Genomic DNA, 15,492 nt, shown 5'->3' with positions numbered 1-15,492 from the left:
AACGCAAGGAGATCGGAAGACATCCGGTGGCATCGCATCGCGATGCCGTTTGCATCAACAACCATCGAGCCTGGACAGCGTAGTCTCGGCAACAGGTTCAACTTGACGGAGTAGGAATTGAGCGACGTAAAAGTATCCAGCTATGTAGCAGACCCGGACGAAGCCCAGCAGCTTGCCGGCAAGATCGTACTCGTGACCGGCGGCGCCAGCGGCCTCGGCGCAGCGCTGTGCCATGTGCTCAGCGCGTCGGGCGCCACGGTGGTGGTGGGCGACCTCAACCTCGACAAGGCGCAGACCGTGGCATCGCTGCTGGAGGAAGCCGGCGCCAAGACGCACGCGATCGGCTTCAATGTCGGCGACCCGGTCGCCGCCGAGCGTGCGATCGAAGAGACGGTCAGCCGCTTCGGCCGCCTCGACGTGCTCATCAACAATGCCGGCACCGACGTCACGCTGCCCATCGAGGAACTGACATACAACGACTGGGACCGCGTGATGCGCACCAACCTGTACGGCCCCTTCCTGCTGTCGAAATATGCAGCCCGCCACATGAAGGGCGGCGGCCAGATCGTCAACATCGCCTCCACCGCCGCCAAGCGCGCCTGGCCGAACGCTTCGGTCTACCACGCCAGCAAGTGGGGCCTGCTCGGCCTGTCGCATGCGCTGCACGCGGAACTGCGTCCGCAGAAGATCAAGGTCACCGCGGTGCTCGCGGGCGGCATGCGCACGCCCTTCCTGCTCGACCGCTTCCCCGACATCGACATCAATACCCTGCAGGATCCGGTGAATGTCGCCAAGGCGGTCAAGGGCGTGCTGCTGTTGCCGGAACAGACCGTGATACCGGAAGTGATGGTCCTGCCGATGCAGGAATCTTCCTGGCCGTAATCAGTGAAGCAATGAAGCAATGACGCATCGAAGGCGGCACGGCGCGGCAGGGACATTGCTCCGCCGCGCCGCATCCGACTGCATCACCGTGATCATCAACAAGGCCGGCACCGGAATCATGACAACCAGCAAACGCGCCATATTTCTCGACAAGGACGGCACCCTCGTCGAAGACGTTCCCTACAACGTCAATCCCGAACTGATCGAGCTGACCTGGAATGCGGGGCAGGCGCTGCAGATCCTGCAGCAGCTCGGCTTTGCGCTGATCGTCGTCACCAACCAGTCGGGCGTGGCAAGAGGCCTGTTCACCGAAGCGGCGCTCGGTCCCGTCCATCAGCGCCTGTCCGACCTGCTCGCCCAGTACGGCGTTCGCCTCGACGGGTTTTATTACTGTCCTCATCATCCGGAAGGCGTGGTCGGCCGCTATGCGGTCCCGTGCACCTGCCGCAAGCCCATGCCGGGCATGCTGCTGCGCGCGGCCAGCGAACTCGATATCGATGTGTCGCGTTCCTGGATGATCGGCGACATCCTGCATGATGTCGAAGCCGGCCGCCGCGCCGGCTGCCAGACCGTGCTGATCGACAACGGCAACGAGACCGAATGGAAAATGTCGCCGCAGCGCACGCCGCACCTGAGCGCGCCCGATCTTTACACCGCCGCCACCATGATTGCCTCCATCGAGAAGGAAGGCCATGCGGGCAGCGAAGCGGCAAGCCAGTGATTGCCCGAGCCGGCAAGCCAACCAGAACAGAACAGCATGAAACAATGGAATGACGTGCGGCGGATACTCTGCATCCGCCTCGACTACATGGGCGACGTCCTGATGAGCACGCCTGCCATCCGGGCATTGAAGCAGTCGCATCCGGGCAGCAGCATCACCCTGCTTACCTCCGCCAGCGGAGCCGCGGCGGCAAGGCATGTGCCGGAAATCGATGCGGTGATCGAGTATGCCGCGCCATGGATGAAAAGCAGCTCGGTCCACTCGGCCGCCGACGACATGGAGATGATCGCGCGGCTGGCCGGCGACGCTTACGATGCCGCCGTGATCTTCACCGTCTACAGCCAGAATCCGCTGCCGGCGGCGATGATGTGCTATCTGGCCGGCATACCGCTGCGCCTGGCGCACTGCCGCGAGAATCCCTACCAGATGCTGTCGCACTGGGTGCGCGATCCGGAGCCCGAGGAAACGGTGCGTCATGAAGTGCGGCGCCAGCTCGACCTGGTCGCCAGCATCGGTGCGACAACCGCCGATGAAAGGATGTCATTCGCGATACCTCCGCAGGACATGGAAGCCGCACGCAACCTGCTCGGCGCGATCGGCGCCGGCCAGGCGTCTGGCGAGGGCCGTCCCTGGATCGTCATGCATCCCGGCGCCACCGCGCAGTCGCGCCGCTATCCTGCGTCCCACTGGAGAGCCGCGGCGCGAGCCCTCGCGGAGCGGCTCGACTGCCCGCTGATCTTCACCGGAAGCCGTGAGGAAGCGGCGCTGATCGACAGCATCCGCGAAGGCTTGCCGCAGACCTTTTCGCTAGCGGGCAAACTGAGCCTGGGAGAGCTCGGCGGCGTCATTTCCCTGGCCCCCTTGCTTATCTCCAACAACACCGGCCCCGCACACCTGGCCGCGGCGCTCGGCACGCCGGTGGTCGACCTGTATGCGCTGACGAATCCGCAGCATACGCCGTGGCAAGTGGCAAGCCGGGTGCTTTACCACGACGTTCCCTGCCGCAACTGCTACAAGAGCATCTGCCCGCAGGGACATCATCACTGCCTGACCAAGGTCGAGCCGCAGCAGGTCGTTGCGGCGGCGCTGGAATTGCTGCACGTCATTCCCCGGCAAGCCGTTTCCATCGCGCCGATGCAACTCCTACACGCCGTGTAAAAGATTTATCCCTGTAGGTCTTACCGGCGATTGCAAATTTGGAGCCGCAATCGCCCGTCCATGCCGCCCAACGCGCTTTTCCGGCCGCCGCGCCGGGCGGCTTCCGGCTCCCGGAGCCGCTTCCGACCTTGGCATGGAGCTTGCGATACCAGCGGCACCGTAGCCAATCAATAGGAGATCACCATGCCACGTAACGCAACATCCAAGAGCACCTCGAAGTCTTCGAAATCCGCTCAGCAAGCCGCATCGAAATCCGCCAGCATGGACGCCATCAAGCTGCTGATCGCCGATCACCGCATGGTGACCGATCTGTTTGACGAATTCGAAAAGATGAAGGACAAGGGCGACGAGGACGAGGAAGCAAAGCAGTTGCTGGTGGAAACCGCCTGTGCCGCGCTGACCATCCATGCCCAGATCGAAGAGGAAATCTTCTATCCCGCCGCGCGCGATGCCATCGAGGACATGGACTTGCTGGATGAAGCCGAAGTCGAGCACGCCTCGGCCAAGCAGCTCATCAGCGAACTCTCCGCGATGCAGCCCGGCGATGATTTGTACGATGCCAAATTCACCGTGCTTGGCGAATATGTGAAGCACCACATCGAAGAGGAAGAGAAGGAGCTGTTCGCCAAGGTCAAGAAGTCGGACCTCGACCTCGACGATCTCGGCGATGAACTGATGCAGCGCAAGCTGGCCCTGCATGAAGAGCTTGGCGTTCCGCTCGAGACCGAGGAAGTCGAAGCCATGGAGTCCGGCGGCAAGTCGAGCTCGCGCAAGAACGTGCATTGACAGCAGCGTTGGCAATGAAGGAAATGCGCCGGGGCTCTTCTCCGGCGTAATGAATACCTGAGTACGAGAATACGATGAGGGACGCCCGCCTGCGCATTGCATGATGCGGATGGCCTCCGGCAGCCAAGCTGCCAGCAGGTCGCAGGTGGCGCCGCCCGGACAGGCAAGGAATATCAGGCAGCCGCCTTGTTTTCAATGCTGATGACATCCAGGAAGGAATATTGTGATTCTGCCTGACACGGAACGACGAAGCACCTACGCAAGACCCACCCATGCCGTGGATATCCTGGCATTCGTGGAGGCTCAGGAAATCCCATTCGATTATTTTGAAAAGCCGTATTACCTGCAACCCGCGCCTGGCGGCGAGCGGGCCTATGCGCTGCTGCGCGAGACGCTGCAGCAAAGCGGCAAGATCGGCATCGCCTATGTCGTGATACAGGCGCGCCAGCATCTTGCGGCGCTGGTGCCGGAAGGCCAGTCGCTGGTGCTCAACACCCTGCGCTGGAGCAGCGAGAGCGGTTCGCGCCCGCACTTCGGCGTGCCGGAAGAAGACCTCCTCGAGGCGCAGGAGCTGGCCATGATGGCCGCTCCCGTATCGGAAGGCATCGAGCTCAGCGGCGTACACGACGAGCGCTACCTGCCGGAAGACGTGATGGCCCTGGCGGAACAGTCGCCGCGCTTTCGCAATTCGCCGGAAATCAGGGTCGAACAGCTCGATGATCTGTTCGACGATGCCGACGATGAACTTGTCGATGCCTGCCTGGGGCAGATCCTCAAGCGCAGCATGCATCCGCGCGCGGCAGATGTGCGCCGCTTCAGCGCAGCGCATCAGCCGCATGCGGCACGCCGCCGCAATGCATGGCGGCGCTGAAATAATTTTCATGTTGACGGGCCGATAACGAGAACGCAACACAAGGACGGCTGTCGAACCAGGTGTATGGATGATGGTTTGTAGTACCGAGGCGAAGCTGTGTGATGTTCGGCTTTCAGGGCAATGCGAATTGCCCTGTTTTTTTTGTGCGTACGCTTCTGAAGCCGGGCTGTCTTGCCACGGTTCCGTGCTCCCTAGAGCGGATTGCGGATGAGTGTACGGAAGCATCGGTTTGCCTTGGGATGCAGGGCAAGGCGGGAGAAGCGCCGTGTGGCGGGCCACACCAGCGACGACCAATGCCGCCAGGCGCCCAAGACAAGCCGAGGCGACCGACCATCCATCTGCAATCCGCTCTATAGATTCGATCCGAAACATGGTTCATTTTTGGGTCGCCGGTTTCACCCTCTACCTCTGGGTGAGGGCCAGGGTGAGAGGAGATCCGGCCCAACCTGTTTTCGCGCCGGATCTATAGAGCGCTTCTACCCTGACCGGCGCCGACTCGGCCGGTCAGGGTGATACCACTCTACCGCCTGTGCCTGATCACGCTGATCTGGCCGTCCGATTCAATGTACATGCGCTTGACTTCATCAAGCGACTCGATGCCCGCCTGTCTCAGCTTGCTCCAGAGTTCGTCCCCGCTGAGGAATTCCCGGCGCATGTTCCGCCTGAGCAGCCGCCCGTTCTCCACCAGTTCAAGAGGCCTCGGCTCGGCCATGCGGCGAAAGGCGGCGAAAGGCGGCGAAGCGGTAGCTGGCCCAGTCCAGCAGCACATTCCAGAAGATGAGTGTCGCCACCAGCACCATGCCGTCGCTGATACTGGTGTATTCCCCGCCAGCGCGTTCTGCGAGGCGTCTGCGACGATGACCTGGATCAGAACGTCGGCAAGCCCGACCGATCCGACGTCGCGCCGGATGATGAAACGGAAGATCAGGAACAGGAACCAGTACATCGCCGATCCGCGCACGATGAGTTCGATAGAACGATAGGATGACTGCGCATGCGGCGAGTGGCGTGGTCTTGCGACAGCCCGGGCATCCCCGGGCATCACGTGCATCACGTGCATCACGTGCATCCGGGCGCGAGCCTGACGCTCATGAAGGGCGCTGCGGCGCGGCTTGGCGAATCCGGGACCCGGCGCCGCGCAGCCATGGCGTCACCATGCGACGATCAATCGCCCTTCGCTGCGGCCCGATAGTAGTCGTGAATCTCCGCGGTCCAGGTCGGGTCCGCCATTGATGGCCAGTGCGCCTTGTCAAAGCCGGGCGCCCTGCGCAGCCTGTCCTCCTCGATATCCAGCACCAGGCAGCGCCGCTCGGCATCGAGGATGAAGGCTTCCCAAGGAATGGCGAAGAGCTTGTCGCCGATGCCCATGATGCCGCCGTGGGAGAGCACCGCATAGGCGATGCGGCCGCTGGGGACATCGATCATGATGGCTTCAATCTCGCCGAGCCGGTCGCCCCGCGGATTGACGACCTTTTCGCCCTGCAGGGATTCGGCCGCGATCACCTGCGGCCCCGGTCCGGTGAAATGCGGCTTGTCGCCGATGATGCGAACCCGGCGCGCCGGCGGAGGATGGGATTGCGCCATGCGTTTTTCCTTCTTCAGCGTCCGCTGCTCTGCATATCGCTGCGCGGCCCGGTGCCCGGACCGCTGGCGGGCGCGCTGCCGCCCGGCGCGGGCACGCCGGAAGTCAGCTTGCCGCCGCTCAGGGGACCGCGTCCGACCATCCGGTTCCAGTAACGGTCGATCTCGCCGCTCCATTTCGGGTCCGCCATGTCGGGCCACCGGGCCATGTCGAAGGCGGGCGCCTGGTTGATGGTTTCCCGGTCCGCATGCAGGATGTAATGCCGCCCGTCATCGCCCGGTTCCATTGCCTGCCATGGAATCGCATGCAGTTTGCGTCCCACGCCAAGGACGCCGCCGAAGCTGACGACCGCATACGCGATCTCGCCGCGCTCCCGGTCCAGCACCAGGTCCTTGATGTTGCCGATCTTCCTGTCCTTGGCGTCGCGCAGCGTGGCGCCGATGATCTTGGTGCTCCGATAGAGGCTGGCCTGCTGCGGCGACGGCTTGGCCGAGCGTGTGGCGGGGGCGGGATTGGACGATGGCGGGGATTGGCGCCCTTGCTCCTGCGCATGCGCGGCGAGAGGCAGCAGCACGGCCATGAGCAGCACGGCGGGTGTGGTTTTCATGACGGACCTCCGGGAGTCGACGCAAGTTTGACCCGCTCTGCGGCGGGCTGTTCCCATGGCCATGGCGTTCGCCATGTTCCTCCCCTCTTTCAAGGAGGAGGAACATGCCTGAAACTGTAGAGTTTCAATAGCTGCAGAGCTTCAGTGCCTCATGCGGACGACTGGCCGACCGGGCCGACTGCCTACTCCGCCGCCACGGCGCTCTTCCGCTCCACCCACTTGACCGCTTCCGCCGCCTTCTTCCCGGCGATGAACGCGTGGTCGGAGTTGTAGTATTCCCATTCGCTGTAGCGGCCGGCCAGGGTGATGTCGTACATCGCCAGCCAGGAGCGGATGGATTCCACATTGCCGGCGCGGGCATGGTCATAGATCACGTAGGCATACGGCATGTCCACTTCGTTGGCCACGATGATCTTGTCGTCCTCGTTGAAGATGCCGACCTTGATGCAGTCTTCGATGCAGCGGTTGATCAGTTCCTGCCCGCTCATCGGCAGGGGCTTGTATTCCGGCGAATAGCTGATCTCGCAGGTGATGCCGAATCCTCCCGGCGCATTGCATTCCGGGCTGGCATTGCCCTGCACGAAAATGCGATGGAAGATGGTGCTGTCCTCGGGATAATAGATCCAGTGCTTGTCGGTGATGTTTTCCCGCGCCACCGCCAGGTTCACGCAGCGCACCGAGATGTGCTTGAGGCCGGCCGCCGCCTGCCTGACTTCTTCCGGCGCCTCGTCGCCGATGATCCTCACCAGTTCCGGCAGCGGCATGGTGCTGATCAGGTTCTCGTATTCATAGCGCCGGCCGTCGGCGAGCGTGAGCAGATGCTGTTTCGGCGACACGCTGATGATGTCGGAATTCAGTTCTATCGTGCCCTTGATATGCGGCACGAAGCCCGACACCAGGGCCTGGAAGCCGCCGCGCAGCGGATAGCCGAAACGGGCGTTCGGCCCCATCGGCTTGGCCGCCGGTTCCAGCGCGCCGGTGATGATCTGTTCCAGATCCGGCAGCGGCACCCTGCCGCCCAGCCATGAGGTTTCCATCTCGGTCAGCGGCACCGACCAGAGCTTGCGGTTGTACGGAATGGCAAAGTGCTTCGCGATGCCCGCGCCCCACACCTGATAGATGAATTCCTCGAAATTGGCGGGACCGCGCTTTTCCAGCGACGCCACATTGGTGCCCGGCAGCGTCACGCCGCCGTCGCCGCAGCAGTCGCTTGCCTTGGCCGTCGACGGCGCCGTCGGCTGGCCCGGCTTGGCAGCGCCGTAACGTGCTTCCACCGCGCCCATGATGCATTCCTTCACCACCTCCGGCGGCAGGCCGTACAGCGCGCCCTGGAAAGGATAGCGGGTGTAGACGTTCTTGCTGTAGATCCAGGCTTCGCGGTCCTGCCAGTGCACGTTCGACCCGAGCAGGATGTCGTACAGCTCCAGCACATAGGGATCGTTGGAAAACATGATGTGGCCGGCATGGTCGAAGGTGAAGCCATTGTCGCGAATGGAGCGGCACCATCCGCCGACCATGTCGTTCTTCTCGAACAGCACCGTATCATGGCCGAGATGATAGGCCGCGGACAATCCGGTCGGACCGGCACCGATGATCGCGGTCTTGGCAAAGCGGTTGGCCTCGTCGCGGCGCAGCAGGTTCACGTTGGATGCTTCGCTTTCATCGATCTCCACCGGCGCCGTCTCGATGAGCGGAATATCCTGGCGGCGCGGCGTGGTGTCGATCAGCATGCGCATCTGCTCCGCCGTGGAATCCCAGGACGTGGCGGCCAGCACGCGGCGCATGCCCTCGACCTTGCGCGCATGCTCTTCGGGCGGCGCCAGCAGCGCGGCCTCGCAGGCGGCGATGAAGGTTTCGGGGTCGCCGGCGATGGCGACGATGTCGCTGTAGCAGGAGGCCACATCGGTGACGGGCGTGCTGACGATGGGCAGTTCCGCCGCCATGTACTCGAGCGTCTTGGTGGGGCTGATGAAGCGCGTCGATTCATTCATTGCAAACGGCAGCAGGCAGACATCCCAGCCGGCGAGGAACTGCGGCAGCGCCTCGTAGGGCTGCTGGCCGAGGTAATGGATGTTGGCGCGCTGCGGCAGCGTGGCGGGATCGATCTTCACCACCGGCCCCACCAGCACGATCTGCCAGACCGGATGCGCGTCGGCCAGCCTGCCTAGCAGTTCCACGTCGAAGCGCTCGTCAATCACGCCGTAGAAGCCCAGGCGCGGGCCGGGGATCTCGCGATGCGCGGGATGGGAGTTGGTGCGGTCGAGCGCCTGCACGAAATGCGCGCGGTCGACGCTGCTCGGGAAGCAATGCACATTCGGATGGCGGTCGCGCTTGGTGCGATACAGGCTCTGCCCGCCGGTGAATACCAGGTCGGCCACCTTCAGCAAGGCGCTCTCCCTCTGGAGAAGTTGCTTTGGCGCGTTCTTGAAAGCAGCCAGTTCATCCATGCAGTCATACACCACCAGGCGCGGCTTGAGCTCCTGCAGCAGGGGCAGCGCCATCGGCGTGTAGAACCAGGCCATGTGATCTTCGTAATCGTGCACGAGCTGACGCAGCAGCTTCTGCAGGTGGGGCAGCTGGTCGTCATGGAAGCCGGGCATGTTGACCGGGGTGTGCGGCTGGCACACCAGGATGTTGGGAGCAGGCGAATAGGTCTTGAGGAAAGTTTTTTCTTCGTCGTACACCGGCTCTTCGACGATCACGATCGGATAGTGCTTGGCCAGGCGCGACAAAAGATGTTGCGGACGCTGGAACACGAAGTCCCAACGCAGATGAGAGAAGACAATGATTGCAGAAGCCATGCTATCTCCTTGCCGCGAGGGCATGAAAGTTGGTCAGGAAGGAATGTGCCGATACGGCGCGCGGGACTTTTCCCTCTGGCATCGATTGCCATTCCCGGCGCGCGCTTGCGCGTGCAGGTCGCTTTTCGGAAACGGCTTGCAGCTGCATATGTCGATGCTTGTGATTGGAAAAGTCCATTGTCATTTCAGGTTGAATCGGTCGCGTGCATGAACAAGCCACGGCGGCAGGTTGCTGCCTTTTGCGAAGTCCAGGTACGCGCATGCCCGCAGCAGACGTCTGGAGACTGCCGGGAAGCGGGAATTTGAAAATCGCGCGCCTGACTCTGCGCAATGAATGCTCTCTGGTCAGCACCAGGGCATCAAGCAATACACAGGCAAGCGCCATGCCGGGAAACCCGACTTCGAGCCACATTGGCCGAAGCCGACGCGGCCCGGTGACTGCAGCTGGGATAACGGCCGCAGGCAGTCCGCGATATCGGCATGCCGCGAGCGCCCTGCCCTGCCTTCCGCTGCACGGCGACTCCCGACGCGAAGCGCGACCTGGCCGCATCGAGGCGCGCCGTCAATGCTTTGAATCCGTGATGTATTGCGATATGTGCTTTGCTGCGCATCAAATGCATTCGGGAAGGCTTCCTGTCGGCGCCGGCCTGTTTGGACAATACGGATACTGCAGACCCTGCGCGCCCGCGCGACTTAACACGCATCATGTCGGCATGGGCACTGCTGCAGATGAGTCTGACACCTGCTTGAAGGCACCTTCGCAAGCATGATGCAATCGGGCTCCGTCTACTATACGGATCGAGACAAGCAACGCGATGATCTTGCGCAAATGGCCACAGATTGCAAAGGCGTCGGCATGTTTCATGCTCTTACGCTCCGGAACATTGCGGGCATGTCCATCGCCTTCCGGGCGGGACCAGGAGGCGTATCACCGGATGCGTGGAAGAAACCCGGCGAAGACGTGTAAAAAAATGACAAAACAGTGTAACGCTTACTTCCGTCTCCCTTTCATTCTCCATGGCAGCAATGGCGCCCATGGTAGAAATGGTAGCAATGGCGCGCCCCATGCGCGGTACCGGCGCAGGCATCGGCATGCAGCGAGGCACAGGCAGGGAATGCGCACGGCCTTTGCACCCGCCGGCACCGATCTTCTCGTCGAGCGTCTCGCCGCCACTCCGCCCAGGCGGACGCTTTGCAGCGACGATGCAGCAGACCTTGTTGCCGCTCAAATGTTCCGGGACTTCGACATGCGCTTACCCAGTGCAAGCGCTGCTTCGCTTTCTAGAATGAGGGCGGAAGCATCTTTACCAATACGAATGCAGCCGCAAGATAGGAAAGGGCAACTGTTTCCGATGAAAGCCATTGGAAGACCCTGCCCGCACTTGCGGATAAAGGAGCAGTTTTGATGATGGATATGTCGGGCAATCATGTGTTATCGATTCAACGCAATGAGCTCTTGCCATCGTCCAGCAGCAACGAGGATCCGCTCGACAAGCAAGCGGGCGGCACAGGACGGAACGCCATGGATGCACAGCGACATTTCCGCGATATGGTCGACCGGTGCGTGGAAAGCGTCTTCATTGCGCACAACGGCGTGATCACCGGCTGCAATAACGCCGCGCAAGGCCTTTTCGCCGTATCGGCGGGGGATGCGCTGGTTGGCCGTGCACTCGGCGAAGTGCTGCGTGATGCGGACAATGCCGGTCTGCCGACGGTGCCTGAGCGGATGCAGGCCGCGTCGTTGCGGCGCCGGCTGCAGCTGGCCGACGGCGTGATCATGGATGCCGAAATTTCGGTCATGCCCTGCCATGACGGCGGGCGCGGCGACGAGGAATCGACGGCCATGCTGGTGTGCATACGCGATGCCGGGGCGCACCAGAGCCTGTCCGCAGCGCTCTTCCAGCAAGACCAGTATCTGAAGCTGATCACCGATACCGCACCGGTGCTGATTTCCTACGTGGATCCCGACCAGCGCTACCGCTTCGTCAATCTCGCCTACCAGCATTGGTTCGGGCGCGCGCGCGAAGACATTGTCGGATGCACGGTACAGGAGCTTCTCGGCGCTTCCTACGACAAGCTGCGCGATTATGTGGAGCTCGCCCTGTCGGGCCACACGGTGCGCTTCGAAATCGGCCTCGCGACCCGCCACGGCGAGCGCCATGTGATGGCCATCTATACGCCCGATCTGCGCAGCGACGGCGGCGTTGCCGGCTTTTCGGCGGTGATTACCGACATCACCGAACGCAGCAGGAACGAGCAGACCTTGCGCGAACGGGAACAGCAGCTGCGCCTGATCACCGATTCCCTGCCGGTCTTCATTGCCCAGTGCGACCGCGACTATTACCTGCACTTCGTCAACAAGACCTACGCGGACCGCTTCGGCTTCGATCCCGCCGATGTGATCGGCAAGCGCGTGCCCGACATCATCGGCGATGAAGCCTTTGCCAAGCTGCGCCAGTACATGGACGCGACCTTGCGCGGCGAACCGCAGGAACATGAACTCAGCGTGCCGATGGCCGACGGCAGCGAACATTACATGCAGCTGATGTATGTCCCTGAATACGACGCCCGGGGCAATGTCGTCGGCCTGGTCGCCGCCATCAGCGACATTTCCCGCCTGCGCGACACCGAGGAAAAGCTGCATCGGCGCGAACTCGAATTCAAGACGCTGGTGGAAAACTCGCCCGACATCATCTCCAGGATTGATCGCGAGATGCGCCACCTGTACGTCAATCCTTCGATCGAGAAATTGTTCAAGCTGCCGCACCAGTCGTACATCGGCAAGACCAAGACCGAACTTGGCCTGCCGGAGGACATCGTGCAGCGCTGGGACGATGCGGCCCGCAAGGCGTTCGACAGCGGACAGGAGCAGCGCCTGGAATTCCAGCAGACCGAAGAGGCACATACCCGCTATTTCTCCGGACGGGTCATACCGGAAATCGACCGCTGGGGCCACATCGAGTCGGTGATCTGCATCGCCTATGACGTGACCGAACGCGCCCGCATGGAAAAGGAAAGGGATGAACTGCTTGCGCGGGAGCGCGCGGCCCGCATCCAGGCGGAGACGGCGGCGCGGGCGCGCGACGAATTTCTCGCCATCGTGTCGCATGAGCTGCGCGCGCCCCTGAACGGCATCCAGAGCTGGGCCCATGTGCTGGAAAATTATGTGAAGGATGCCATCGAGATTCCGCTGGCACAGCGGGCGCTGCAAGGCATCAAGACCGGCATCAACCAGCAGGTGCGGCTGATCGAAGACCTGCTGGACGTCACGCGCATGATGAGCGGCAGGCTCAGGCTGGTGAAGCAGCCGCTGGCGCTGCTGCCGGCCCTGCGTTCGGCGGTGGAAAGCGTGGAAAGCATGGCGGCCGCCAAGCGTATCGAGCTCAGCTGCAACTACCGCATCACCAGCGAACAGATCGAGGGCGATGAAGACCGCATTCAGCAGATTTTCTGGAATCTCCTGTCGAACGCCATCAAGTTCACGCCGGAAGGCGGGCAGGTGTGGCTGACCGCGACCCAGGTCGGCAAGCAGATCTGCGTATCGGTGCGCGACAACGGCGCCGGCGTGTCGCCGGAATTCCTGCCGCACCTGTTCAACCGCTTCAGCCAGAAGGACACGTCCAGTACGCGCTTCCACAATGGCCTGGGGCTTGGCCTGTTCCTGGTGCGCAACCTGGTGGAACTGCATGACGGCACCGTCACCGCGGAAAGCGAGGGCGAAGGCACCGGCACCACCTTCTCGGTGTATTTCCCGGTGCGGGCCCGCAACGAGACGTATCTGACGGTGGGACCGCATGATGTGGGCGCGAGCACGCTGACCCTTCCCTCGCTGGAAGGCAAGACCGTGCTGCTGATCGACGACCAGGAGGAAGCGCGCGAATCGCTGACGGTGGTGCTCAATGCCGCCGGTGCGGAAGTCTTCGCGGCGGCCACGTTCGGCCAGGCGGCGGAATGGCTGGCGTCGCGCGCTGCCGATGAGTATCCCGACGTTCTCATTTCCGATATTGCCATGCCCGGCGAAGATGGCTACGCGGTCCTCAGGAAGATACGCGCGTGGACCGCGGCGGACGGACGCCAGCCCCTGCAGCGCATTCCGGCGCTGGCGCTGACAGCGTTCGCCCAGCGGGAAGACCGCATCCGCGCCCTGACCGCCGGCTTCCAGATGCATGTGACCAAGCCGGTCGCACCCGAGGAATTGATCATCGTGATCGATACGCTGGCGTCAAGGGATTGAATGGCTCCTCGCTGGATGCGAGCGGAGCCTTGGATTGGACTGAATTGAATTCATTGAATGAAGGGGCCACCGCCCCTTTCAAAAGCAGCTGGCGAGGCGGAGCCGGACGGGGATGCGTTTATGGCGGCGGGAAGTGAAACCTATCCCCGTCGCCCCCTCCTCCCGAAGGAGAAGGAGCAATAAGGAAGCAGCATGACTGGTGCAACCGGCAACTTACGGTCAGCCTCCGGGAACCACCTCCTCAGTGATACGAGTCGCTGCTGCTGCCATGCATCGACGACGGCTCATCCTTCTTCTGCACGTTGCCTTCATAAGGCCCGTACTCCTCCAGCCTGTTGTACAAGGTCTTGAGGCTGATGCCGAGAATATCCGCCGCACGCTTCTTCACTCCGCCGCACAGCTCCAGCGTTGCATAGATCAGCTTGCGGTCGACATCGGCCAGCGAGGTGCCTACCGGGATCGCGAGCGTCAGGCCCACCGGTGACTGGGTGGTGATCACCGGCGCCAATGCCGCAGCATCAAGGACGTGATCGGAAAGAATGAACGCGCGCTGCATGTAATTGCGCAGCTCACGCACGTTGCCGGGCCAGTGGTAATTGCTCAGGCACGCCAGGCCATCCGGCGACAATACCTTGCTGGTGCCATGCGCGGTATTGAGCTCATCGAGGAAATGCTGTGCCAGCAATTCGATGTCGTTGCCGCGTTCGCGAAGCGGCGGAATCTTCAGCGGGAAGACGTTGAGCCGGTGGTAGAGGTCGAGGCGCAGCTTGCCTTCGGCGACCGCAGCTTCGGGATCACGGTTGCTTGCCGCAATCACGCGCACGTCGGTATCGATTTCCTGGTTGCTGCCGATGCGCATGAATGATCCGGTCTCCAGCACGCGCAGCAGTTTCACCTGCAGTTCGACCGGCATTTCGGTGATCTCGTCCAGGAACAGCGTGCCGCCGTTGGCTCGTTCGAAATAACCTTTATGCTGGCGATCGGCGCCGGTGAAGCTGCCCTTTTCATGGCCGAAGATTTCGCTCTCGATCAGTTGCGGCGAGATTGCGCCGCAGTTGACCGGCAGGAAGGGATGCTTCTGCCTCAGGCTGAGTTCATGAATGGTTTGCGCCGCCATTTCCTTGCCGGTGCCGCTCTCGCCGAGCAGCAGCACGGTCGCCTCGGTCGGCGCCACGCGGCCGATATGGTTGTACAGCTTTTGCATCGCGGGAGCCGCGCCCAGCATCTGGCCGAAGTGGCCGAGCCGGCGCAGTTCGCTGCGCAGCACGCCGATTTCTTCCTTCAGATCCACGGTGCGTGGAATGCGCGACAGCAGCGCCTTGAGGCGCTTGAAGTTGATGGGCTTGGTAAGGTAATCGGCAGCGCCGAGACGCAAGGCTTCCACCGCGGTTTCCACGCTTGCATGGCCAGTGATGAGAACGATCTCGGTCGTCGCGCGCGCCTCGATGTCGTTGAACAGGTCCATGCCGTTGCCGTCCGGCAGCTTAAGATCGATCAATACCACATCCGGTCGCTGCAGCATGATCTGGCTTTGCGCATCCCGAATGCTTCCTGCGGTTGCAGTTGTGAATCCCTCGGCGGTCGTGATTGCCGCCAGTGCTTCACGGGTGTTCAGGTCGTCATCGACGATGAGTACATGTGGCATATGTCAAATTTTCTCTAACGGTTGCACCGACGGGCACGCGCCCATGCAGCAATGGGCATCAGCCATTGCGCGAAGTGCATTAGGCTGATGTCTGTCATGGTCCGCATGCCGCCGCCCGGCATAAGGCCGTTGCGAACCTGTTGAATTCTTGATGGAAATCGGTTGAAAGGTTGACGATGGCCGGAATCGGCCGGTGCTACTG

11 protein-coding genes are annotated in these 15,492 nt (G+C 62.3%); 6 read left to right on the top strand and 5 right to left on the bottom strand.

What is annotated here, in order from left to right:
- The first annotated feature begins 117 nt into the window (after positions 1-117).
- The 5 genes from FH061_RS15220 (at position 118) to FH061_RS15200 (ending at position 4,418) form a co-directional block, all read left to right on the top strand.
- Entirely contained in the window at positions 118-882 is a 765-nt protein-coding gene (locus FH061_RS15220; RefSeq protein ID WP_151636670.1) for an SDR family oxidoreductase, read from the top strand.
- A 118-nt stretch (positions 883-1,000) separates the two neighbouring features.
- The gene (locus FH061_RS15215) at positions 1,001-1,603 is read left to right on the top strand and encodes a D-glycero-alpha-D-manno-heptose-1,7-bisphosphate 7-phosphatase (RefSeq protein WP_151636731.1); all 603 of its coding nucleotides are present in this window, start codon (positions 1,001-1,003) and stop codon (positions 1,601-1,603) included.
- A gap of 36 nt (positions 1,604-1,639) precedes the next feature.
- Positions 1,640-2,761 carry a lipopolysaccharide heptosyltransferase II gene (gene waaF, locus FH061_RS15210; protein WP_151636669.1) on the top strand — a complete coding sequence of 374 codons (1,122 nt, stop codon included), beginning with the start codon at positions 1,640-1,642 and terminating at the stop codon, positions 2,759-2,761.
- 183 nt (positions 2,762-2,944) lie between these two features.
- Positions 2,945-3,547, top strand: a complete 603-nt coding sequence (locus FH061_RS15205) for a hemerythrin domain-containing protein (RefSeq protein WP_151636668.1) — start codon at positions 2,945-2,947, stop codon at positions 3,545-3,547.
- A 223-nt stretch (positions 3,548-3,770) separates the two neighbouring features.
- Positions 3,771-4,418: a Ku protein gene (locus FH061_RS15200; protein WP_225984683.1), complete on the top strand. Its 648-nt coding sequence runs from the start codon at positions 3,771-3,773 to the stop codon at positions 4,416-4,418.
- Positions 4,419-4,941: 523 nt separating this feature from the next.
- Here FH061_RS15200 and FH061_RS15195 read toward each other — a convergent pair.
- The 4 genes from FH061_RS15195 to FH061_RS15180 all read right to left on the bottom strand — a co-directional run bounded on the left by FH061_RS15195 (position 4,942) and on the right by FH061_RS15180 (position 9,411).
- Positions 4,942-5,481 (bottom strand): DUF421 domain-containing protein, encoded by a 540-nt coding sequence (locus FH061_RS15195; RefSeq protein WP_225984682.1) that lies wholly within the window; start codon positions 5,479-5,481, stop codon positions 4,942-4,944.
- 104 nt (positions 5,482-5,585) lie between these two features.
- Positions 5,586-6,005 carry a PRC-barrel domain-containing protein gene (locus FH061_RS15190; RefSeq protein ID WP_151636666.1) on the bottom strand — a complete coding sequence of 140 codons (420 nt, stop codon included), beginning with the start codon at positions 6,003-6,005 and terminating at the stop codon, positions 5,586-5,588.
- Positions 6,006-6,019: 14 nt separating this feature from the next.
- Positions 6,020-6,610 carry a PRC-barrel domain-containing protein gene (locus tag FH061_RS15185; RefSeq protein ID WP_192805077.1) on the bottom strand — a complete coding sequence of 197 codons (591 nt, stop codon included), beginning with the start codon at positions 6,608-6,610 and terminating at the stop codon, positions 6,020-6,022.
- A 182-nt stretch (positions 6,611-6,792) separates the two neighbouring features.
- Positions 6,793-9,411, bottom strand: a complete 2,619-nt coding sequence (locus FH061_RS15180; RefSeq protein ID WP_151636664.1) for an FAD-dependent oxidoreductase — start codon at positions 9,409-9,411, stop codon at positions 6,793-6,795.
- Between the two features lie 1,405 nt (positions 9,412-10,816).
- On the opposite strand from FH061_RS15180, the gene FH061_RS15175 reads away from it, so the two are divergent.
- The gene (locus FH061_RS15175; RefSeq protein ID WP_151636663.1) at positions 10,817-13,645 is read left to right on the top strand and encodes a hybrid sensor histidine kinase/response regulator; all 2,829 of its coding nucleotides are present in this window, start codon (positions 10,817-10,819) and stop codon (positions 13,643-13,645) included.
- Between the two features lie 241 nt (positions 13,646-13,886).
- Here the strand turns inward: FH061_RS15175 and FH061_RS15170 are convergent, their stop codons facing one another.
- A complete protein-coding gene (locus tag FH061_RS15170; protein ID WP_151636662.1) occupies positions 13,887-15,290 on the bottom strand; it encodes a sigma-54-dependent transcriptional regulator in 1,404 nt (467 codons plus the stop codon).
- Positions 15,291-15,492: the final 202 nt, after the last annotated feature.

This window comes from Noviherbaspirillum aerium (assembly GCF_008929045.1).
GTDB classification, from domain to species: Bacteria; Pseudomonadota; Gammaproteobacteria; order Burkholderiales; family Burkholderiaceae_D; genus Noviherbaspirillum; species Noviherbaspirillum aerium.
Note: the sequence above shows the minus strand (reverse complement) of the source record. Positions and strands in the feature narration are given on the sequence as shown.

Excerpts from the sequence above, each read along its gene's own strand:
- FH061_RS15215 (WP_151636731.1), top strand. The coding sequence starts at position 1,001 with ATGACAACCAGCAAACGCGCCATATTTCTCGACAAGGACGGCACCCTC.
- waaF (WP_151636669.1), top strand. The coding sequence starts at position 1,640 with ATGAAACAATGGAATGACGTGCGGCGGATACTCTGCATCCGCCTCGAC.
- FH061_RS15205 (WP_151636668.1), top strand. The coding sequence starts at position 2,945 with ATGCCACGTAACGCAACATCCAAGAGCACCTCGAAGTCTTCGAAATCC.
- FH061_RS15195 (WP_225984682.1), bottom strand. The coding sequence starts at position 5,481 with ATGCACGTGATGCACGTGATGCCCGGGGATGCCCGGGCTGTCGCAAGA.
- FH061_RS15190 (WP_151636666.1), bottom strand. The coding sequence starts at position 6,005 with ATGGCGCAATCCCATCCTCCGCCGGCGCGCCGGGTTCGCATCATCGGC.
- FH061_RS15185 (WP_192805077.1), bottom strand. The coding sequence starts at position 6,610 with ATGAAAACCACACCCGCCGTGCTGCTCATGGCCGTGCTGCTGCCTCTC.
- FH061_RS15180 (WP_151636664.1), bottom strand. The coding sequence starts at position 9,411 with ATGGCTTCTGCAATCATTGTCTTCTCTCATCTGCGTTGGGACTTCGTG.
- FH061_RS15175 (WP_151636663.1), top strand. The coding sequence starts at position 10,817 with ATGATGGATATGTCGGGCAATCATGTGTTATCGATTCAACGCAATGAG.
- FH061_RS15170 (WP_151636662.1), bottom strand. The coding sequence starts at position 15,290 with ATGCCACATGTACTCATCGTCGATGACGACCTGAACACCCGTGAAGCA.